Here is a 19,982-nt window from a genome sequence, read left to right as displayed (position 1 = left end):
ATATATGCGTTGACTTGGCGGCCTGCTTTTGGCACGGCTTGACCCTTCACAAAAGGATATAGCAATGATCCCTTCCGTATTGCCCACCTATAATCGTGCGCCTCTGGCTTTTGCCAAGGGCGAAGGATCTTGGCTAACCACGGTGGAGGGCGCGCGATATCTTGATCTGGGCGCGGGCATTGCGGTGAATGCGTTGGGCCATGCGCATCCCGATCTGGTTGCCGCACTGACGGCGCAGGCGGGGCAGCTTTGGCATGTTTCTAACCTTTACCAGATCCCGCAACAGCAAAAATTGGCGGATCTGCTGGTGGATAACAGCTTTGCCGATACGGTGTTCCTGACCAACTCGGGGACCGAGGCGGCAGAGCTTGCGATCAAAATGGCCCGTAAGTACTGGTATGACAAAGGCCAGCCCGAGCGGATCGAGATCCTGACATTCGAGGGCGCGTTTCACGGCCGCTCTACCGGGGCGATTGCCGCCTCGGGGGCCGAGAAGATGGTCAAGGGCTATGGCCCGTTGATGCCGGGGTTCAAGACCTTGCCCTTTGGCGACCTTGATGCGCTGCGGGCCGCGATCTCGGATAAAACCGCCGCCGTGATGCTGGAACCCATTCAGGGTGAGGGCGGCATTCGGGTATTGTCGGACGCCTATCTGAAGGGGCTGCGGGATCTGTGTGATGAGGTCGGCGCGCTGGTTGTTTTCGATGAGGTGCAATGCGGCGTTGGCCGGTCGGGCAAGCTTTTCGCGCATGAGTGGGCAGGGGTTACCCCTGACATCATGATGGTGGCCAAGGGTATCGGCGGCGGCTTTCCGCTGGGTGCGGTGTTGGCCACGGAAAACGCGGCCTCGGGCATGGGGGCGGGGACGCATGGCTCCACCTATGGCGGCAATCCTTTGGGCTGTGCCGTAGGGGCGCGCGTGATGGAGATTGTGACGGATCCTGCCTTTCTGGCCGAGGTCAATCGCAAGGCGTCGCTGTTCCGGCAGGGGCTGGAGGGGCTTGTGGCGTCATATCCCGAGGTGTTCGAGGGTGTGCGGGGCACGGGGTTGATGTTGGGGCTGAAGTGCAAGGCACCCAACGCAGATATTGTCGCGGCAAACTACGGTGAACACCTACTGACGGTGCCTGCCGCCGATAATGTTATCCGTCTGCTGCCCGCGCTCAATATTCCTGATGCGGATATAACCGAGGCCTTGGCCCGCCTTGATCGCGCCGCATCCTCTCTCACCCTGTCCTGATACAATTAGGCCCAAATATCCCGGCGGCAGGCACCATCGCTTGACCCCCAGAAAGAACAATATGACTGATTTCCTTGATATCCACACCACAAATGCCAGCGACCTTCGGGTGATGATCGACAGCGCCCATGCGATGAAGGCGGCACGCAATGGTCGCCCCAAGGGCACGCCGGATGACGACCAGCCGCTTGCGGGTCATATGGTCGCGCTGATCTTTGAGAAACCCTCGACCCGGACGCGCGTTTCCTTTGATGTCGGTGTGCGTCAGTTGGGTGGGCAGACGATGGTGCTTTCGGGCAAGGAAATGCAATTGGGCCATGGCGAGACCATTGCCGATACCGCCCGCGTTTTGTCGCGCTATGTTGATCTGATCATGATCCGTACGTTCGAGGAGGCCACCTTGCAAGAGATGGCCGAGCACGCGACGGTGCCGGTCATCAACGGGCTGACGAACCGCACGCATCCGTGTCAGATCATGGCAGATGTGATGACCTATGAGGAACATCGCGGCCCGATCGCGGGCAAAAAAGTGGTCTGGTGCGGGGATGGCAATAACGTCGCGGCCAGCTTCTTGCATGCAGCGGGGCAGTTCGGTTTCGACTTCACCTTTACCGGCCCGCAAACCCTGGACCCCGAGGCGGAATGGCTGAATTTCGCCCGCGACAAGGGCGTGAATATCGCGGTAGAGCGCGACCCCGCCAAGGCCGTTGCCGGTGCCGATCTGGTGGTGACGGATACTTGGGTGTCGATGCATGATCCGGAATCGGCCAAAGAGCGGCGTCATAACCAGCTGCGCGGCTATCAGGTGAATGAGGCCTTGATGTCGCTGGCCAAGCCGGACGCGCTGTTTATGCATTGCCTGCCTGCGCACCGCAATGACGAGGCGACATCGGCGGTCATGGACGGCCCGCATTCGGTGGTCTTTGATGAGGCGGAAAACCGGCTGCACGCGCAAAAGGCGGTTATGCGCTGGTGCTTGGGCGTTTAAGTCACGTCCCGCGAGGCTTGGCGCGCAGGGTCGGGTCGGCATCTCGCGGGTTTTCGGGCCAAGGGTGGCGCGGATAGCGCCCCCGCATATCCTTGCGCACATCGGCATAGGAATTGGTCCAGAACCCCGGCAGATCCATCGTGACCTGCACGGGTTTGCCGCCCGGCGACAGCAGCGTGATGCGCAGCGGAAGTGCCTTTGGCCCGACACAAGGGTGTGTCGTCACGCCAAACATCTCTTGCAGGCGCAGCTCTATCTCCGGTGCCTCACCGTCATAGTTTATCGGGATGCGGCGGCCCAAGGGGGTCGTGAAATGGCTCGGCGTCAGACGGTCCAGAAGCTGGATCGCCTCCCACCCCAGATAGGCACGCAGGGCATCCGTCAGGTCCAGATTGCGCAGCTGACCTTCGGATTTCAACCCGCTCAGATACGGCAGCAACCAATCGGGGTTTTCCAGCAGGGCGGCATCCGACAGGTCCGGCAGCTCGCTCCCGTCTTGGCGACACAGATCCACCCGCGCCCTGAGCCGCGCGGCGGCGGGCGTCCACGGCAGGCCAATCACCCGCAGGCCGTCAAAACCGGCGCGCGCCATGGCTTCGGGCGGGGCATCGGGCCAGATCCGGTCATCCAGGATCAGCGCCCCGAAACGCTCTTGCCGCCTTGCAATGATCTTGCCATCGCGGCGCGACCATTCGCAGACATCCACCCATGCGATCTGATCGGCGTAAAGCGCGCGCAACTCGGCATCCATCAAGGGGGCAGCTTGGCGGATGCGGGCCTCTCGGGTGTCGCCGTCCAGATCGGTGGCGACGATCAGGCGGTGATTGGCCAGCGGTGTGCCCTCTTCCATGATCGCTCCTTTGCCACCCGCAAGGATAAAGCGCGGGGCATCGCCTTTGCGCCGCATCCCGATGCGATCGGGATAGGCGAGGGCGGCAAGCTGGGCGGTGCTGAAATCGCTGGGTTTGTCATTGCGTTTCAGGCGCTTGGCCTCTTGCTTGATGCGGTCCACCACGCCGCGGTCGGCATTGTGTTCAGCCGCAGCCCGCGGGTTGGTGATGGCCGCAATCCGCCGCCCCAGATCGGGCGGGGCACCGCGCAAGGGGTCGCGCTCGGCCAAAAGGGCGGCCAGCGTTGCGGCATCCGGCCCGCCCCCCGCAGTTTGCAGCATATGGCCAAGGCGGGGATGCAGGGGCAATGCCGCCAAGGCGCGCCCGTGGTCGGTGATGCGCCCGTCCTTGAGCGCGCCAAGCGCGGTTAGCAGAGCTTGCGCCTCGGCCATCACACCCGGATTTGGCGGGGTCAGAAACCCCAGCCCCTCGGCGCTGCCCCAAAGCGCGAGTTCCAGCGCCAAGGGGGTCAAATCGGCGGCCTCAATTTCAGCGGGGGGGAAGGGGGCGAGCCCGCCTTCTTCGCCCTTGGTCCAAAGCCGGTAGCAGGTGCCTTGCGCCACACGGCCCGCGCGGCCGCGGCGTTGTTCGGCCTCGGCCTTGGTGGCGCGTTCGGTGATAAGGCGCGACATGCCGGAATTCGGGTCAAACCGTGCGCGGCGGGATCGGCCCGCATCCACCACCACGCGGATATCGGGCAGCGTCAGCGAGGTCTCGGCAATGGCGGTGGCCAGCACGATCTTGCGCCCCGAGGCTTGGGGGGCAAGGGCCGCGCGCTGGTCGGCAAAGCTCATATTGCCAAACAGGGGCCGGATTGTGCAACCGTCGGGGAGTTGGTTTTTCAGAGCGGATTCAGTGCGCCGGATCTCACCCTCGCCGGGCAGAAAGGCCAGCAAGCCACCTTCGGGGCATTCCTTTAGCGCCTGTAGGATAAGGGCGGCGGTCTCGGTTTCCAGCCGCGCGCGGGCGGGAAGGGGGCGGGGCAGCCAGCGGGTTTCTACCGGAAAGGCGCGGCCTTGGGATGTGATCAGCGGTGCGTCGCCCATCAATGCCGCAACGGGGGCGGCATCCAGCGTGGCGGACATGACCAAAAGTAGAAGATCTTCGCGCAGGGCGCTGCGGATTTCCAGCGAGAGGGCAAGGCCAAGATCGGCGTTCAGGCTGCGCTCGTGGAACTCGTCAAAGATCAGCGCGCCGATGCCGTCAAGGCCGGGGTCGGATTGGATCATGCGCGTCAGGACGCCCTCGGTGACCACCTCGATTCTGGTGGCGCGGCTGGTTTTCGCCTCACCGCGCACACGGTAGCCGACGGTCTGGCCCACGGGCTCACCCAAGGTTTCGGCCATCCGTTCTGCCGAGGATCGCGCGGCAAGGCGTCGCGGCTCCAGCATCAGGATACGGCCGGTGCAGAGCTTGGCCTCCAGCATGGCCAAGGGCACACGGGTGGTTTTGCCCGCACCGGGGGGGGCCTGAAGCACGGCCATATTGCGGGCGCGCAGGGCGTCCAGCAGGCGGGGCAATGCCTCATCAATCGGGAGGGGAGCAGTTGGTTTCACAGCATTCTTATCGACGTTTCATCGCGGCTTTGCCATAGATGGATTGCATCGCCACCTCGGTCACCCGCATCCGGCCATTGTCCAGGGGCTGATAGGTCAGGGTGAAGGGAAAGACGGTGCGCTCGGCCATTTCCTCGGCGGAAAAGCCTTGTATGCGGATGTATTGGCCTGAGCAGATAACCGCGTTTCCTTGCCTTGACAGATTGGCAAGGGCGATGGAGCTGACATAGCGGCCATCGTACATTTTCAGGGAAACCTTGCATTCCTGCCCCACATCCACATCGCGCAAAATCGCATAGAGGGCAGTTAATGTATCGACGGTGCCACCCATTGTGGCGGGGTTTACATCCTTGTCGCGGCCCTTGCGGGGGGGCGTGTATTGCACCGCATTGGGGACACCGCGCGAATAGGTCATTGTGCTGGTGGATTGCGTTTTGCCGTTGTCGGCCTCTTCGACATAGCTTGAAGGGGTATATCTGGTGCCGTTAACGGTGCCCTTTGCGGTGGCGCGGTAGCTGATCTTGCGAAACAGTGCAGCAATTCCGGCGCTTTTGAGCAGGCCAGAGACGGCATAGCGGTTGCCTTCCTCGGCCCCCGAAAAGCTGAGGGAGGCGGCGCTGATGCCGCGGATGACCACGTCAAAGGTGGCCTTGTCCTCTATGCGCTGGGCATGGGCCATTCCGGGCAGCACAAGCATGAGACTAAGGGCAAGGGTACGAAATGATGCTGTCATACGGTCCTTCTGGGGCGGCCTCGGGGAAACGGAGTGCGGCTTTTTGGACATTTTTCCCCCTTTGCTCTGGCATATAGGGAACGGACGGGGCAAAAAACCCCAAACCATGGCGGAGAGGGTGACAATGGCGTCAGCTTGTCCGAATACAAGCGAAACCTTGCCGGAGCTGTCGTATGAATATTTCAGAACTTGCACAAAAAGTGGCTGCGGGCGACCGGCGGGCCTTGGCGCGGGCGATTACTTTGGTGGAATCAGCGCGCGCCGATCACCGTGCGCAGGCGCTGGAGCTGGCAGACGCGTTGCGCAGCACACAGCGCCAAGCGCTGCGGATCGGGCTTTCAGGCACGCCGGGGGTGGGGAAATCGACCTTCATTGAAAGCTTTGGCCTGATGTTGGTGGCGCAGGGATTGCGCGTGGCGGTGTTGGCGGTGGACCCGAGTTCGGCGCGGTCGGGGGGATCGATCCTTGGCGATAAAACCCGGATGGAGCGTTTGAGCCGTGAGCCTATGGCCTTTATCCGCCCCTCTCCCAGCCGGACGCATCTGGGCGGCGTGGCGCGGCGCACGCGTGAGGCGGTGGCCTTGTGTGAGGCGGCGGGCTTTGACGTGGTGCTGATCGAAACCGTGGGGGTCGGGCAATCCGAAACCGTGGTTGCGGAGCTGTCGGATCTGTTCATCTTGCTACTTGCGCCTGCGGGCGGGGATGAGTTGCAAGGGGTCAAGCGCGGTATCATGGAGATGGCGGATATCATCTTGGTCAACAAGGCCGATGGCGATTTGAAAGCGGCCGCCACACGGACCCGTGCCGATTATTCCGGTGCGTTGCGTCTTTTGCGCCGCCGCCCCCAAGACCCGCCGGATTTCCCCAAAGCCTTGGCCGTTTCCGCGTTGGAGGATGAAGGCCTTGCGAACGCTTGGGAAGAGATGCAATCGCTGACGGAATGGCGGCGCGAACATGGCCATTGGGACCGACGCCGCGCCGTTCAGGCCCGGCATTGGTTCGAAGAAGAGGTCCGCCAAGGGCTTTTGGCCGCACTAACTGCCAGCCCCGATATCCGGGCCGCGATGCAAGCGACGGGCGATGCAGTCGCACGCGGAGAGGCCACCCCGGATAGCGCCGCCGCCAAGGTTCTGGCGCAGATGGCCGCCCGCAACTGATCTGGCTCGGGTACCAGCGTACGCTACCGTTAAGCTGAATTAACCCCGCATTGTCATTCTGGCCGCTGTCATAGCAGGCTCGGATCGGGCTCGTCTTGCGATTGGCGCAAAAGAATGAGGGTTTGGATCAATGAATATGGCGATTACCGACGGGCTGGTGCTGACGCCCCCCCCGTTTTCAGCTGGGCTTGACCTGTGGTCGCGCGAAGACGGCACACCGGGAACGGGCAGCTATGCCGGGCAAGCAAATGCGGCTTTTGTGCCGGCGGATCAGGATTTTGGCGGCTGTCTGGAGCTGACGAAAACCTCAAACACCCAGAAGCTGCGATCTTATGGTGAAACGCCGATTATTCCGGGGCTGTATTTGCGGGTCTCTGCCAAGGTGAAGGCGGTTTCGGGCAATTTCCCAACGGTACGGATCGCGGGTTGGGCCGGCGCGTCGGATAATAGCAACGTGTCGGGTGTGCCTCAGGTGGGGCCGGCGGTTACGCTGACGACCTACGGCGAGATCGTTACGGTTTCTGCAATCATCGCCACCGGCAATCGCTCGGGCGTGGATATGCCTTGGGGTCCGACACCGGTTTACGGCCATTTCGGGCTGGATCTGACCGGCTCCAACGGGGGCGTGGTGCGCATTGATGACATCGAGATCGAAGATGTCACCGGTGCCTTCTTGCGCGATCTGATGGACTGGGTGGATGTGCGCGACTTTGGCGCGCGAGGGGATGGCGTTACCGACGATTCCGCCGCCTTTGACGCCGCCGACATCTATGCGAGCGGTAACGGGGTTTCCATTTTGGTCTCCAAGGGGACGTATTTCCTGAATACGAATGTCACCTTCAACAACAAGGTCCGGTTTGAGGGTACGGTTTCCATGCCCGATGAGTTCCGCCTGTCTTGTACGCGTGACTACAATCTCGACACCTATGAGGCGGCCTTCGGTGATGAGGAAGAGGGCTTTCGCCGCGGGCTTCAGGTGCTGTTCTATTTCACCGACCATGCGACCTTTGACCTGAGCGGTCGGCGCGTTCTTTTGACCCGGCCTGTGGATGTTGCCGCCGTGGCAGGAATGGACAAACTTGTGCAGCGGCGGGTGTTGAGCAATGGCCAGATCGAGGCGGAAATCTCATCCGAGTGGGAAAGTGAAACCGCAACATCGGTTGCGACCTATACGCCGACATCAAATGCGATGCGGCTGACCAATGTGGCAAATGTGGCCAATATCATTGTCGGATCGCGGGTGACGGGCACAGGTGTGGGGCGTGAGATTTACGTCGCATCCAAGGATGTCGGTGCAGGCACGATTGAGTTGAACCGCCCGCTTTGGGGGGCTGCCGGCTCGCGGACCTATACGTTCACGCGTTATAAGTATCTGCTCGACTTCAGCGGTTTTGTTAATCTGGGCCGGTTTGAAATGACCGATATCGAGTTCAAATGTAACGGTCGCTCCAGCGGGGTGATGTTGCCCTATGCAGGTATCGGCACCCGTTTTGCCGATTGCGTGTTCAACAGCCCCAAAGACCGTGGCATCACCTCGATCTTTGAAGGCTGTCAGGGTCTGTTTGTGGACCAGTGCCAGTTCTTGTCGAATGAGCAGCCGTTGCGGGTTCAGGATCGCACCACCATCGCGCTGAACGTGAATGCCAATGATCCAAAGCTGCGGGGGAACCGCATTGTCCGCTTTGCGCATTTTGCGGTTCTGGCCGGTTCTGGCAATATGATCATCGGCAACCACTTCTTTCAGGGCGATGATCAGCCTGCGGGCGTGCGGCGTGCAGGGATCGTTTTCACCTCGACCAATGTGAAAACGCTGATCACGGGCAATTACATCGATAACTGCTATATCGAATGGGGCAATGAACATGACGCCGAACCGGAGTTCAACTCGGAGTACTCCTTTGGCGGGCTGACGGTTACTGGCAATATCTTTACCTCTACCGATACGTCGACATCGTTCAACTACTTCATGATCAAGCCTTACGGGCCGGGCCATTTCATCAACGGGTTGACGTTCAATGACAACGTGTTCCGCACGGTGAATGGCAATATCGATAGGGTTGAGGCGGTCGATACAACGCACTCAACGCTTGATTACAGCCGTTTCCGCAATGTGGTCTTTGAGTCGAACGCCTTTAACGGGGTCGACCAGATCACGCAAAGCCCGGTGACGATCCAGCATGATCAGAACACTGAATCCGAAGTTTGGGTGGTGGATACGGCGGGCTTCCTGCCCTTTGGGGCGCGGGCACGAAATGTGCAATCCGTGGTGGCTGAAGGTGGTATCCGGACGGTCAGCAATGTGCTCGATTACTCGATGCCCTATGTCGAGATTGAAAAAGGCGTGGACTCGCGACAGATCCATGTCCGATGGCCTCGCGCCTTGAAGGGGCGGGTTCAGGCAGTGATCCGCTGCGACAACCCGAACTAGATTTGAATTGATGGAGGGGCGGGCCGAAATTGGCCCGCCCTTTGCTTTGGAAGGCTGTAGGATTCGTGCGGCACGAACAACGATGGTCGCAGGGATGCTCAGGGACGAATCACTCGAATCACTTAGGTAGGTACCGTGGAAATCAGGCCGCGGTCTGTTTGTTCGCGCTTGACGTCTAACCTAGGGTCAGGTTGCATTACTGCACGCGTTCTGGGCAGTTCGGCATATTTTATCACCGCTTTGTGAACGCCTATCGTTTTGAAAAACAATGTCAAAAAATTGTCACAATTTTCTAGATTTACAAAATATATGACCTTTTGGTAAATGAATTTACAGAAATATCATTGTTTCAAAAAGAGTTACGTAAAAGTTGACGGATGGGCTATAGTGAACTCCAGACCATAGCGGCCGCTGCAGGCTGTAATGGTTCGCGCCAGGGCAGAGTGATGCCCGCAAAGAGGAGGAATTGTAATGTCGCAGCCCGTCCAGGCCCCTTCGGTCTATCCCGCTTCTGATGAGTTTGTCGCATCGGCGCATGTTGATGCTGCCGGTTATGAAGCGATGTATTCGGCCTCTGCCGCTGATCCGGCTGCTTTTTGGGCCGAGCACGGCAAACGAATTGACTGGATCAAGCCTTATACCAAGGTGAAGAACACCAGCTTCGAGCCGGGGAATATATCGATTAAGTGGTTTGAGGACGGGCAGCTGAACGTTTCGGCCAATTGCGTTGACCGGCATATGACCACCCGCGCCAACCAAACCGCGATTATCTGGGAGCCGGATCACCCCGACACCCCCGCGCTGCACATCACCTATGCACAATTGCTGGAAAACACCTGCCGTATGGCCAATGTGCTCAAGGCGCATGGCGTGACCAAGGGTGACCGCGTTGTGATTTATCTGCCGATGATCCCCGAGGCTGCCTATGCCATGTTGGCTTGTGCGCGGATCGGTGCCATCCATTCCATCGTTTTTGCGGGTTTCTCGCCCGATGCGCTGTCCAACCGGATCAATGATTCCGAGGCGAAATGCGTGATCACCGCTGACTTTGCCCCTCGTGGCGGGCGCAAGACCGCGCTCAAGGCCAATACCGATGCGGCCTTGCTGCATTGCGACGACCGCGTGAAATGCCTTGTCGTCAAGCATACCGGCGACCAGACCTCGTGGGTTTCTGGGCGCGATATCGACGTAAAGGCCGAGATGGCCGAGGTTAGCCCCTATTGTTCCTATGTTGAGGTGAACGCCGAAGACCCTCTGTTTATCCTTTATACCTCTGGCTCTACGGGCAAACCCAAGGGCGTTGTGCATACTTCGGGCGGCTATCTGGTTTACGCCTCAATGACGCATCAAATGACGTTCGATTACCATGACGGCGATGTGTTCTGGTGTACCGCGGATGTGGGTTGGGTCACGGGGCACAGCTACATCATCTATGGTCCGCTGGCCAATGGCGCCACCACGATCATGTTCGAGGGCGTTCCGACCTATCCCGATGCGGGGCGCTTCTGGGAGGTTTGCGCCAAGCATAAAGTCAATCAGTTCTACACCGCCCCCACCGCCATCCGTGCGTTGATGGGTCAGGGTGCCGAATGGGTTGAAAAGCATGACCTGTCCAGCCTGAAGCTTCTCGGCTCGGTGGGTGAGCCGATCAACCCCGAAGCGTGGAATTGGTACAACACCCATGTCGGCAAGGGTAAATGTCCGATCGTCGATACCTTCTGGCAAACCGAAACCGGTGGTCACCTTATCACCCCGCTGCCGGGCGCTGTTCCGCAAAAGCCGGGATCTGCGACCATGCCGTTCTTTGGCGTCAAGCCGGTGATTCTGGATGCTGCAACCGCAGAAGTGCAAACCGAAACCGCCGCCGAGGGCGTGTTGTGCATCACGGACAGCTGGCCGGGCCAGATGCGCACCCTGTGGGGCGATCATGCCCGCTTTGAGGAGGCCTATTTCAGCCAGTATCCGGGCTATTATTTCACTGGCGATGGCTGTCGCCGTGATGCCGATGGTTACTACTGGATCACGGGCCGCGTCGATGATGTGATCAACGTCTCCGGTCACCGCATGGGCACTGCAGAGGTCGAAAGCGCGCTTGTCGCCCATTCGATGGTGGCCGAGGCTGCGGTCGTTGGTTATCCGCATGAAATCAAGGGGCAAGGTATTTATGCCTATGTCACCTTGATGAATGATGTGGAGCCGACGGATGAACTGCGCAAAGATCTGGTCAAATGGGTCCGTCAGGAAATCGGCCCGATTGCCAGCCCCGATCTGATCCAATGGTCGCCGGGCCTGCCCAAGACACGTTCGGGCAAGATCATGCGCCGTATCCTGCGCAAAATCGCAGAGAACGATTATGACGCGCTGGGCGATATCTCCACGCTTGCCGATCCGTCTGTGGTCGAAGAGTTGATCGCCAACCGTATGAACCGGCGCTGATATGGGGGCGCAAACAACACCCCCCGCAGTCTTTATCTTGCTTGGCCCCCCCGGGGCCGGCAAGGGCACCCAAGCGCGGATGCTTGAGGAAAAATTTGGCCTCGTGCAGCTTTCAACCGGTGATTTGCTGCGTGCGGCTGTGGCGGCCGGAACCGAGGCGGGCAAACAGGCCAAGGCGGTGATGGAGGCAGGTGGGCTGGTGTCGGATGATATCGTTCTGGCGATCCTGCGGGACCGTATGGGCGATGCAGATACCAAACGCGGCGTTATTCTGGACGGCTTTCCCCGTACTGCGGGGCAGGCGGAGGCGCTTGACGGTTTGCTTGCCAGCACCGGTCAGCGCGTGAATTCGGTGATCTCGATGGAGGTCGAGGATGCACCGATGATTGCCCGCGTTGCGGGCCGCTATACCTGTGCCGATTGCGGCGAGGGGTATCACGATACGTTCAAACAGCCTGCAAAAGCGGGGGTTTGCGACAAATGCGGCGGTACGGATTTCAAACGCCGCGCCGACGATAATGCCGAAACGGCGGGGGCGCGCTTGAACGCCTATCACGCCCAGACGGCGCCGCTTATCGCCTATTACAAAGGCCGGGGCGTGTTGGAAGAGGTCGATGCTATGGCAGATATCGCAACGGTTCGCGATGCCATGCAGGCCCGCGTTGCGCAGGTGGTCGGCTAAAACGGGAAGGCCGTTTTTCCATTTCGGAACAACGGTGAGGGACTAAAAACAGGGAGTATACACAATGGCGGACAAATCATCGTCCAACGCCTATTGGGCTGCAAACATCAGGATCATTCTTATCAGTCTGGTCATCTGGTTCACATGCTCATTCGGCTTTGGCATTCTTCTGCGCCCGATGCTTTCGGGTATCTCGGTCGGAGGCACGGATCTGGGCTTCTGGTTCGCACAGCAGGGATCAATCTTGGTCTTTTTGGTGCTGATCTTCTTCTACGCGTGGAAGATGGGCAAAATTGACGCCGAACACGGCGTGGACGAATAAGGGAAAAGCAGAAAAATGGATCAGTTTACCCTCAATATTATCGTGGTTGGTGCGACTTTCGCGCTATACTTCGGTATCGCCATTTGGGCGCGCGCAGGTTCCACCGCCGAGTTCTATGCAGCAGGGCAGGGTGTTCACCCGGTTTTGAACGGCATGGCAACCGGTGCGGACTGGATGTCTGCGGCCTCCTTTATCTCCATGGCCGGCATCATCTCTTTTGGCGGCTATGACACTTCGGCTTATCTGATGGGCTGGACCGGCGGCTATGTGTTGCTGGCGATGTTGCTGGCGCCATACCTGCGCAAATTCGGCAAGTTTACCGTGCCGGAATTCATCGGTGACCGTTTCTATAGCCCGACCGCGCGTCTGGTGGCTGTTGTCTGCCTGATCGTTGCTTCGGTGACTTATGTGATCGGCCAGATGACCGGCGTTGGCGTTGCCTTCTCGCGCTTCCTGGAGGTCGAGGTTTCGACCGGCCTGTTCATCGGTGCGGGGGTTGTATTCTTCTATGCCGTTCTTGGTGGCATGAAGGGCATCACCTATACGCAGGTTGCGCAATATGTTGTTTTGATCACCGCCTATACCATTCCGGCTGTGTTCATCTCGCTGCAACTGACGGGTCAGTTCCTGCCACCGATCGGCCTGTTCTCGGAGCATACAGCATCGGGTATGCCACTTCTGGCCAAGCTGGACCAAATCGTGCAAGAGCTGGGCTTTAATGCCTATACCGGCCACACCGACACCACGTTGAATATGTTCTTGTTCACCATGTCACTGATGATCGGTACTGCGGGTCTGCCTCATGTTATCGTGCGTTTCTTCACGGTTCCAAAGGTGTCTGATGCGCGGTCTTCGGCCGGTTGGGCGCTGGTGTTTATTGCGCTGCTGTACACGGTTGCCCCCGCACTTGGTGCGATGGGCCGTCTGAACATCACTGATACCATGTGGCCAGAAGGCACCGCAGGCGAGGCACTTTCGCTTGAGGCGATCCAGACCGAACCCGATCTGGCATGGATGAAAAACTGGGAACTGACAGGCCTGCTGGCGTTCGAAGACAAGAACGGCGACGGCAAGATCCAGTACTACAACGACAAGTCCACGGATGAAGCCTTTAACGCGAGTGTTGCTGAAAAAGGCTGGGCCGGGAACGAGCTGACCGTGAACAACGACATCATGGTTCTGGCCAACCCCGAAATCGCGAACCTGCCATCCTGGGTTATCGCGCTGATCGCGGCGGGTGGTCTTGCGGCTGCTCTGTCCACTGCGGCGGGTCTGTTGCTGGCGATTTCTTCTGCCATCAGCCATGACTTGATCAAAGGCCAGCTGAACCCCAACATCTCGGAAAAGAACGAGCTGTTGGCCGCGCGTATCTCGATGTCGGTTGCCATCGTGGTTGCGACCTATCTGGGGCTTAACCCTCCGGGCTTTGCGGCGCAGACCGTGGCACTTGCCTTCGGTCTGGCGGCATCGTCGATCTTCCCGGCACTGATGATGGGCATCTTCTCAAAGCGCATCAACAACTCGGGCGCTGTGGCAGGGATGTTGGCCGGTCTGCTGGTGACCATTGTGTATATCTTCTTGCACAAAGGTTGGTTCTTCGTTGCAGGCACCAACAGCTTTACCGATGCTGATCCGCTGTTGCTGTCGATCAAATCGACTTCCTTCGGGGCGGTTGGTGCGATGGTGAACTTCGGTGTGGCTTATCTGGTGTCTAACGCCACCAAAGCGCCACCTGCACATATCCAGGAACTGGTTGAAAGCATCCGCGTGCCGAAAGGTGCCGGTGCCGCAACCGGCCACTAAAATCACGGCCCCCCCGGCGATCATGTCGGGGGGGGTGTTTCCCTTTGTATTTCAGGACGTGAACCAAAATATGACGCAATCAGCGATCATCAGCTTTTTGGAGACCGTTCACCCCTATGACACGTTGTCAAAGGATGATCTGGTGCAGGTTGCGGGCGTGTTCGATCGCCGCGAATTTGCTGCCGGAGACGAGATTTACCATATCGGCCAACCGCTTGAAGGACTGTATCTGGTCAAGCGCGGCTCGATAGAGGTGCTGGACCCTTCGGGCGGGCTTGTCTCGCTGCTGGGCCCCCGAAATTCCTTTGGTGAGCGCGGCATAATGCGCGACGGTTTGGCCGTGACCACCGCGCGCTGCATCGAAGAGACCGTCACCTTGATGCTGCCGACCACCGAATTCAAACGTCTTATCGCCAATTCCCCCGCCTTTGCCCGCTTTTTCAGCCGAGGCCGCGGGGCCGAAGGGCGGGGTGCCGATCTGACAACCCAAAAAGTTGCGGACCTGATGGCGCGCAAGCCTGTCTGGATTGATCCTGATGCCAGCATCCGCACTGCGGCGGCCAAGATGCGGGACCATCACGTCTCCAGCCTTGGTATTGTTGAGGACGGCGTGTTCCAAGGCATCGTCACCACCCGCGATATGACCAATAAGGTGATGGCCATCGGGCTGGACCCGAACAGCCCCGTTGCGGGCATTATGACCCGTGACCCCGTAACCCTGACGCCGGATGATCTTGGCTCTGATATCTTGCATATCATGTTGGAACGTCGCATCGGCCATCTGCCGGTGGTCGAGGGCACGCAGCTGGTGGGGATGGTCACGCAGACCGATCTGACACGGTTTCAGGCGGTCTCTTCGGCCAGCCTTGTGCGCGATGCGGCCATGGCCGAAACCGTGGCCGAAATGGCCGAGGTCACCGGCCGCATTCCCGCCCTTCTGGCGCAGCTTGTTGGCTCCAAAAGCCCGCATGAGGTGGTAACGCGGCTGATCACCGACATCGCCGATACCGTTACCCGCCGCCTTTTGGCGCTGGCCGAAGTAACGCTTGGGCCGCCGCCGGTGCCCTATCTGTGGCTGGCCTGCGGGTCGCAAGGGCGGCAGGAACAGACCGGTGTTTCGGATCAGGACAACTGCCTGATGCTGGATGATGCCGCCACCCCCGACGACATGCCCTATTTCGCGGCTTTGGCGAAGTTTGTCAGCGACGGTCTGGATGCGGCGGGCTATTTCTATTGCCCCGGCGATATGATGGCGACGAACCCGCAATGGTGCCAACCTGTTAGCGTCTGGCGCGGGTATTTTCACCAATGGGTTTCGCGGCCCGACCCCAAGGCACAGATGCTGGCCAGCGTGATGTTCGATTTGCGCCCCATCGGTGGGGCGGTTAGCCTGTTCCGCGATCTTCAGGACGAAACCCTTGAAATGGCCGCGAAAAACTCGATCTTCGTGGCGCATATGATTGCCAACAGTCTGACCCACTCCCCCCCGTTGGGCCTGCTGCGGGGCTTTGCGACCATCCGCTCGGGGGAGTTTAAAAACCACATCGACCTGAAGCACAGCGGCGTGGTGCCGGTTACCGACTTGGGGCGCGTTTATGCGCTAATCGGCAAGGGGGTGGCGGTGAACACCCGCGCGCGGCTTTTGGCGGCCGAGGAGGCGGGCGTTATCTCCACCTCGGGCGCGCGCGATCTGGTAGAGGCCTATGACATGATCGCCGAGATCCGGCTGGAAAATCAGGCGCGGTTGATCCGTTCGGGGCGCAAGCCCGATAATTTTATGGCACCCTCCGATCTGTCGGATTTTGAGCGTTCGCACCTACGTGATGCGTTCGTTGTGGTGCGGACCATGCAATCGGCCATTGGACAGGCCAGAGGGGCGCGTAGATGAACCCGTACAAGAAAGAGACTTACCTATGCTGATGGATCTGATCGCCACCTTTGCGGCGGGGGGCGGGTTCGTCGGTTTCGTCATTATTCTGCGCCACCTGACCAAGAACCGTATCCCGAAATGGGCAATCCCCGCCGCGTTCGGGCTTGGGATGCTGCTGTTTTCGATCTGGAACGAATATTCTTGGTACGGGCGCACCACGGAGGCCTTGCCCGAGGATGTGATCATCCTGTCGACCCCGACCGATAAGGTGATCTACCGCCCGTGGACCTATATCTTCCCGGTCTCGCTGCGTTTTGCGGCGCTGGACCGCACCGGCATGGTCACCAGCCTTGAGGACAGCGGCTTTCGCCGTGCCGAGGTGATGCTGGTGCAACGCTGGGCGCCGACACGCCGTGTGCCGCTGGCCTTTGATTGCGCAGGCGCGCGCCGTGCCGATCTGGTTGAGGGGGCTGCCCTTGCGCCTGATGGCACGCTTTCGGGCGGCGCGTGGGTGGACGTCGGGCCGGATGATGAATTGCTTCAGGCTGCATGTCGGAAAGGGTAAGGTCATGGTATCAGATGGAGTAAAACAGCACAGCGTTTTGGTGGTCGAGGATGAGGATAACATCGCCCTCGCGCTGGATTATCTGTTGACGCGCGAAGGCTATTCCCATGACCGCGTCGCCAATGGCAGCGAGGCCCTGCCGCGCATCCGTGACATGCAGCCCGATCTGGTCTTGCTTGATGTGATGCTGCCGGAAATGTCGGGCTATGAGATTTGTCAGGCGATGCGGCTGGACCCCGATATGGGCGCGATCAAGGTCTTGATGATGACCGCGCGCGGCTCCGCGATTGAACGTAAAAAGGGCCTCGCGCTGGGGGCGGACGGTTTTATTTCCAAGCCGTTCGAGCTGGGAGAGCTGCGGGCGGAGGTGCGGCGTTTGCTGGAAGGCTAAACAGGCAACAGGGGGGCGAAGATGACAGGTAAGGCCAAAGCTTTCGCGCTGGACCATCTCGGGCTGCGGCTGCGGGTATTTTTGTTCTTTGCCGCCCTCGGGCTTGGCGCTGTGGTGCTGTTGGGCTTGGGGCTTGGGCTTGGCTACCGGCGGCTGGGATCGGCCGATAGTTTGAATGCCTTTGTGCAGGCGGGGGTAATCGGCAGCTTTGGCGTGCTGGGGCTGACGGCGGGTGTGTGGTATCTGTTTGATGTGAACGTCTCTAAACCCATCGACCTTTTGGCGGGGGCCTTGCGCGCCCGCGCCCATGCCAGCGTGGACAGCGCGTTGGACCAAGGTGCCGCGCGCTATTTGGGCGATCTGGCCCCCGCGGCCCAAGCCACCGCCCTTACCCTGTCGGAAACGCGCAATGCGCTGGCCGAGGCTGTTGCCCGCGAAACCACCCGTCTTTCTGCGGAAAAGGACCGGCTGGCGGCGCTATTGTCGGATGTGCCGGTGGGGGTGATCCTGTGTTCAGGCGATCATCAGCTGGTGTTTTACAACGGTACGGCGGTGGATTTGATCGGCGCGGACCAAGGGCCGGGGCTGGACCGCAATCTGTTTGATTATTTGCGCGAAGGCCCGATCCGCCATGCCCACCGCCGCCTGATCGAGGCCGAGGATGCCGATGCCGCCTCGGACCTGCTCTGTGCCACTCGCCACGGGGCAGAGATCCTTGCCGCGCGGATGCGGTTGTTGCCGGATGACAGTGCCGCGCCGGGCTATGTGCTGACCCTGCGCGATGTCACCGCCGATCTGGCCGCCCATGCCAAACGTGAGGCACTGCTGGCCGATGTTCTGGACCGTATCCGCCGCCCCGCCGCCAATCTGCGCGCTTTGCTGTCGGTGCTGCCCGAAGGCACGCCGCCGCCTGCCGCGATGGATGTGGCCCTGCGTGCCGAGGCCGAGAGCCTGACCGCAACCGTCACCGATCTGGCCGCCCAACAAGAGGAAGGCCGCGCCGAGGCGATCCCGCGCTCCCCCCTACGTGTGGCCGATATCGCCGACAGCCTGCGCGCCAAGCTGGAGGCGCAGGGCCTGACCCTGAAGGCCTGCGATGTGCCCTTGCTGCTGCGCGGTGACGGGTTTGAGGTGGTCGGGCTTTTGGCGCGATTGGCGACGGGCGTGGCCGAACTGCATGAGGTCAGGGAATTCGCGTTGACGGTGGAAGAAGACAGTGGCAACGCCCTGCTGCGCCTGTGCTGGGACGGTGCGCCCTTGCTGTTGGCCCCTCTGGAGGGCTGGCTGGATTCGGTGCTGGATGCCGATGTGCCGGGGGTGACAGGGCGTCATGTTCTGATGGGACACGCCACAGAGATCTGGCCCGAAACCGATGCCGAAGGTCGCCAAGCCATCTGCTTGCCCCTGCGCATTGCGCGGCGCAGCGGCCCGCGCCCCAAGCCGATTGCCCGCGCCGTGGTCTATGATTTCGACCTCTTGGGCAAGGCCCGCAACGAGGCGGTTGCCGATACCGCGCTGTCGGATTTGACCTATGTGGTGTTCGATACCGAAACCACGGGGCTGTTGCCCGCGCAAGGCGATGAGATCGTGCAGATCGCGGCGGTGCGTATCGTCAACGGCAAACGTGTGGCGTCTGAGGTGTTTGACACTTTGGTCAATCCGGGGCGTTCTATTCCTGCGGCTTCAACGGTGGTGCATGGTATCACCGAGGCGATGGTACAGGACGCCCCCGATATAGGCACAGTCGGGCGGGCGTTCCACAGGTTTGCACAAGGGGCGGTGTTGATCGCCCATAACGCGCCCTTTGATATGGAATTTCTGCGCCGCAATGAGGCCAGTATTGGCGCGACTTTCGATAACCCGATCCTCGATACGGTTCTGCTCTCGGCGGTGGTATTCGGCCAGCATGAGGATCACAGCCTCGATGCGCTGACGCACCGTCTCTCGATCACCATCCCCGAAGAGGCGCGCCACACCGCCATTGGCGATACGGTCGCGACGGCAGATGCGTTTCTGAAGCTGCTGCCGATGCTCAAGGGGCGGGAGCTGAACAGCTTTGGCGATGTTCTGGCTGAAATGCGCCGCCATGGTCGGCTGCTCAAGGATTTGAACTGATCTCATGCGAAGGGATCAAACGGATAACCGGCCTCACGCAGGTAAAGCCCTTGTGGCGGGCAGACGGGGCCGCAGGCGGGGCGATGCGCCGCCTCCAGCACTTGCCGCACCTTGTCGGGTTCCCAATTGCCTGCGCCAACACGTTCCAACGTGCCGACGATGGATCGCACCTGATTGTGCAAGAATGAGCGCGCCCGCAGCGCAAAGCGGTATTCCTGCCCACCGGGATAATCGATCTGGGTGATCGTAATCTCATCCAGCGTTTTGACTGGAGAGGCCGATTGGCACATGCTGGACCGGAAGGTGGTGAAATCATGCAGGCCGATCAAATGCGCAGCCCCCTCACGCATCGCGCCAATATCCAGATCATGCCCAACCTGCCAGACAAGCCCGCGGTCATGGGTCACAGGCGCCCGCCGCGCCACCAGCCGGAACAGATAGCGCCGCTCCATCGCCGAAAACCGCGCGTGGAAATCATCGGGCACCTGCGCGCAGGCCACGATGCTAATTGGCAAAGGGCGCAGATGTGCGTTGATGGCTCCGCCCAACCGGAACGGGTCCCAATCCTTGGCCAGATCACAATGGGCGACCTGTCCCAGCGCATGCACGCCCGCATCGGTACGCCCGGCGGCGGCAATGGTGTGGGGACCGGGTTGCAGCCGGCCAAGGGCCGCCTCAACCGCGCCCTGAACCGTCAGCTGCCCTTCGGGCTGCCGTTGCCAGCCGTTGAATGGCCCGCCGTCATATTCGATTTTCAGTGCATAGCGTGGCATGGCCTTGGGTTACCCCGCCCGATTTGTCCTGAC

The 19,982-nt window shown here is 60.3% G+C and carries 15 protein-coding genes; 12 read left to right on the top strand and 3 right to left on the bottom strand.

Going from position 1 to position 19,982, the window contains the following annotated elements:
• The first annotated feature begins 64 nt into the window (after positions 1-64).
• Positions 65-1,240, top strand: coding sequence for an aspartate aminotransferase family protein (locus EOK75_RS05180; RefSeq protein WP_137192911.1), 1,176 nt, complete (start codon positions 65-67; stop codon positions 1,238-1,240).
• A gap of 61 nt (positions 1,241-1,301) precedes the next feature.
• On the top strand, positions 1,302-2,228 hold the full coding sequence (argF, locus tag EOK75_RS05175) for an ornithine carbamoyltransferase (protein ID WP_137192910.1): 927 nt from the start codon (positions 1,302-1,304) through the stop codon (positions 2,226-2,228).
• 1 nt (position 2,229) lies between these two features.
• On the opposite strand, the gene hrpB is transcribed toward argF, so the two are convergent.
• Positions 2,230-4,674, bottom strand: a complete 2,445-nt coding sequence (hrpB, locus tag EOK75_RS05170; protein WP_137192909.1) for an ATP-dependent helicase HrpB — start codon at positions 4,672-4,674, stop codon at positions 2,230-2,232.
• Positions 4,675-4,681: 7 nt separating this feature from the next.
• Positions 4,682-5,407 carry a DUF3108 domain-containing protein gene (locus EOK75_RS05165; protein ID WP_137192908.1) on the bottom strand — a complete coding sequence of 242 codons (726 nt, stop codon included), beginning with the start codon at positions 5,405-5,407 and terminating at the stop codon, positions 4,682-4,684.
• A gap of 173 nt (positions 5,408-5,580) precedes the next feature.
• Here EOK75_RS05165 and meaB point away from each other — a divergent pair, with 173 nt between their 5' ends.
• From meaB to EOK75_RS05115, 10 genes are all read left to right on the top strand, one after another.
• Positions 5,581-6,564 carry a methylmalonyl Co-A mutase-associated GTPase MeaB gene (gene meaB / locus EOK75_RS05160; RefSeq protein WP_137192907.1) on the top strand — a complete coding sequence of 328 codons (984 nt, stop codon included), beginning with the start codon at positions 5,581-5,583 and terminating at the stop codon, positions 6,562-6,564.
• A 130-nt stretch (positions 6,565-6,694) separates the two neighbouring features.
• Entirely contained in the window at positions 6,695-8,992 is a 2,298-nt protein-coding gene (locus EOK75_RS05155; RefSeq protein ID WP_137192906.1) for a glycosyl hydrolase family 28-related protein, read from the top strand.
• A 471-nt stretch (positions 8,993-9,463) separates the two neighbouring features.
• Positions 9,464-11,428, top strand: a complete 1,965-nt coding sequence (gene acs / locus EOK75_RS05150) for an acetate--CoA ligase (RefSeq protein WP_137192905.1) — start codon at positions 9,464-9,466, stop codon at positions 11,426-11,428.
• 1 nt (position 11,429) lies between these two features.
• Positions 11,430-12,110, top strand: coding sequence for an adenylate kinase (locus EOK75_RS05145; protein ID WP_137192904.1), 681 nt, complete (start codon positions 11,430-11,432; stop codon positions 12,108-12,110).
• Between the two features lie 64 nt (positions 12,111-12,174).
• A complete protein-coding gene (locus tag EOK75_RS05140) occupies positions 12,175-12,432 on the top strand; it encodes a DUF4212 domain-containing protein (RefSeq protein WP_137192903.1) in 258 nt (85 codons plus the stop codon).
• Positions 12,433-12,447: 15 nt separating this feature from the next.
• On the top strand, positions 12,448-14,235 hold the full coding sequence (locus EOK75_RS05135) for a sodium:solute symporter family protein (RefSeq protein ID WP_137192902.1): 1,788 nt from the start codon (positions 12,448-12,450) through the stop codon (positions 14,233-14,235).
• Between the two features lie 70 nt (positions 14,236-14,305).
• Positions 14,306-16,123 (top strand): DUF294 nucleotidyltransferase-like domain-containing protein, encoded by a 1,818-nt coding sequence (locus EOK75_RS05130; protein WP_137192901.1) that lies wholly within the window; start codon positions 14,306-14,308, stop codon positions 16,121-16,123.
• A 25-nt stretch (positions 16,124-16,148) separates the two neighbouring features.
• A complete protein-coding gene (locus tag EOK75_RS05125; RefSeq protein ID WP_137192900.1) occupies positions 16,149-16,670 on the top strand; it encodes a hypothetical protein in 522 nt (173 codons plus the stop codon).
• 4 nt (positions 16,671-16,674) lie between these two features.
• A complete protein-coding gene (locus EOK75_RS05120) occupies positions 16,675-17,061 on the top strand; it encodes a response regulator transcription factor (protein ID WP_137192899.1) in 387 nt (128 codons plus the stop codon).
• Positions 17,062-17,082: 21 nt separating this feature from the next.
• Positions 17,083-19,176: a 3'-5' exonuclease gene (locus tag EOK75_RS05115; protein ID WP_137192898.1), complete on the top strand. Its 2,094-nt coding sequence runs from the start codon at positions 17,083-17,085 to the stop codon at positions 19,174-19,176.
• A gap of 2 nt (positions 19,177-19,178) precedes the next feature.
• On the opposite strand, the gene truA is transcribed toward EOK75_RS05115, so the two are convergent.
• On the bottom strand, positions 19,179-19,949 hold the full coding sequence (gene truA / locus EOK75_RS05110; RefSeq protein WP_137192897.1) for a tRNA pseudouridine(38-40) synthase TruA: 771 nt from the start codon (positions 19,947-19,949) through the stop codon (positions 19,179-19,181).
• Positions 19,950-19,982 lie beyond the last annotated feature (33 nt).

This window comes from Pseudorhodobacter turbinis (assembly GCF_005234135.1).
GTDB lineage: Bacteria > Pseudomonadota > Alphaproteobacteria > Rhodobacterales > Rhodobacteraceae > Pseudorhodobacter > Pseudorhodobacter turbinis.
Note: the sequence above shows the minus strand (reverse complement) of the source record. Positions and strands in the feature narration are given on the sequence as shown.

What these genes read in the sequence shown, in the direction of transcription:
- EOK75_RS05180 (WP_137192911.1), top strand. Translation starts at nt 65, where the DNA reads ATGATCCCTTCCGTATTGCCCACCTATAATCGTGCGCCTCTGGCTTTT.
- argF (WP_137192910.1), top strand. Translation starts at nt 1,302, where the DNA reads ATGACTGATTTCCTTGATATCCACACCACAAATGCCAGCGACCTTCGG.
- EOK75_RS05165 (WP_137192908.1), bottom strand. Translation starts at nt 5,407, where the DNA reads ATGACAGCATCATTTCGTACCCTTGCCCTTAGTCTCATGCTTGTGCTG.
- meaB (WP_137192907.1), top strand. Translation starts at nt 5,581, where the DNA reads ATGAATATTTCAGAACTTGCACAAAAAGTGGCTGCGGGCGACCGGCGG.
- EOK75_RS05155 (WP_137192906.1), top strand. Translation starts at nt 6,695, where the DNA reads ATGAATATGGCGATTACCGACGGGCTGGTGCTGACGCCCCCCCCGTTT.
- acs (WP_137192905.1), top strand. Translation starts at nt 9,464, where the DNA reads ATGTCGCAGCCCGTCCAGGCCCCTTCGGTCTATCCCGCTTCTGATGAG.
- EOK75_RS05145 (WP_137192904.1), top strand. Translation starts at nt 11,430, where the DNA reads ATGGGGGCGCAAACAACACCCCCCGCAGTCTTTATCTTGCTTGGCCCC.
- EOK75_RS05140 (WP_137192903.1), top strand. Translation starts at nt 12,175, where the DNA reads ATGGCGGACAAATCATCGTCCAACGCCTATTGGGCTGCAAACATCAGG.
- EOK75_RS05135 (WP_137192902.1), top strand. Translation starts at nt 12,448, where the DNA reads ATGGATCAGTTTACCCTCAATATTATCGTGGTTGGTGCGACTTTCGCG.
- EOK75_RS05130 (WP_137192901.1), top strand. Translation starts at nt 14,306, where the DNA reads ATGACGCAATCAGCGATCATCAGCTTTTTGGAGACCGTTCACCCCTAT.
- EOK75_RS05125 (WP_137192900.1), top strand. Translation starts at nt 16,149, where the DNA reads ATGCTGATGGATCTGATCGCCACCTTTGCGGCGGGGGGCGGGTTCGTC.
- EOK75_RS05120 (WP_137192899.1), top strand. Translation starts at nt 16,675, where the DNA reads ATGGTATCAGATGGAGTAAAACAGCACAGCGTTTTGGTGGTCGAGGAT.
- EOK75_RS05115 (WP_137192898.1), top strand. Translation starts at nt 17,083, where the DNA reads ATGACAGGTAAGGCCAAAGCTTTCGCGCTGGACCATCTCGGGCTGCGG.
- truA (WP_137192897.1), bottom strand. Translation starts at nt 19,949, where the DNA reads ATGCCACGCTATGCACTGAAAATCGAATATGACGGCGGGCCATTCAAC.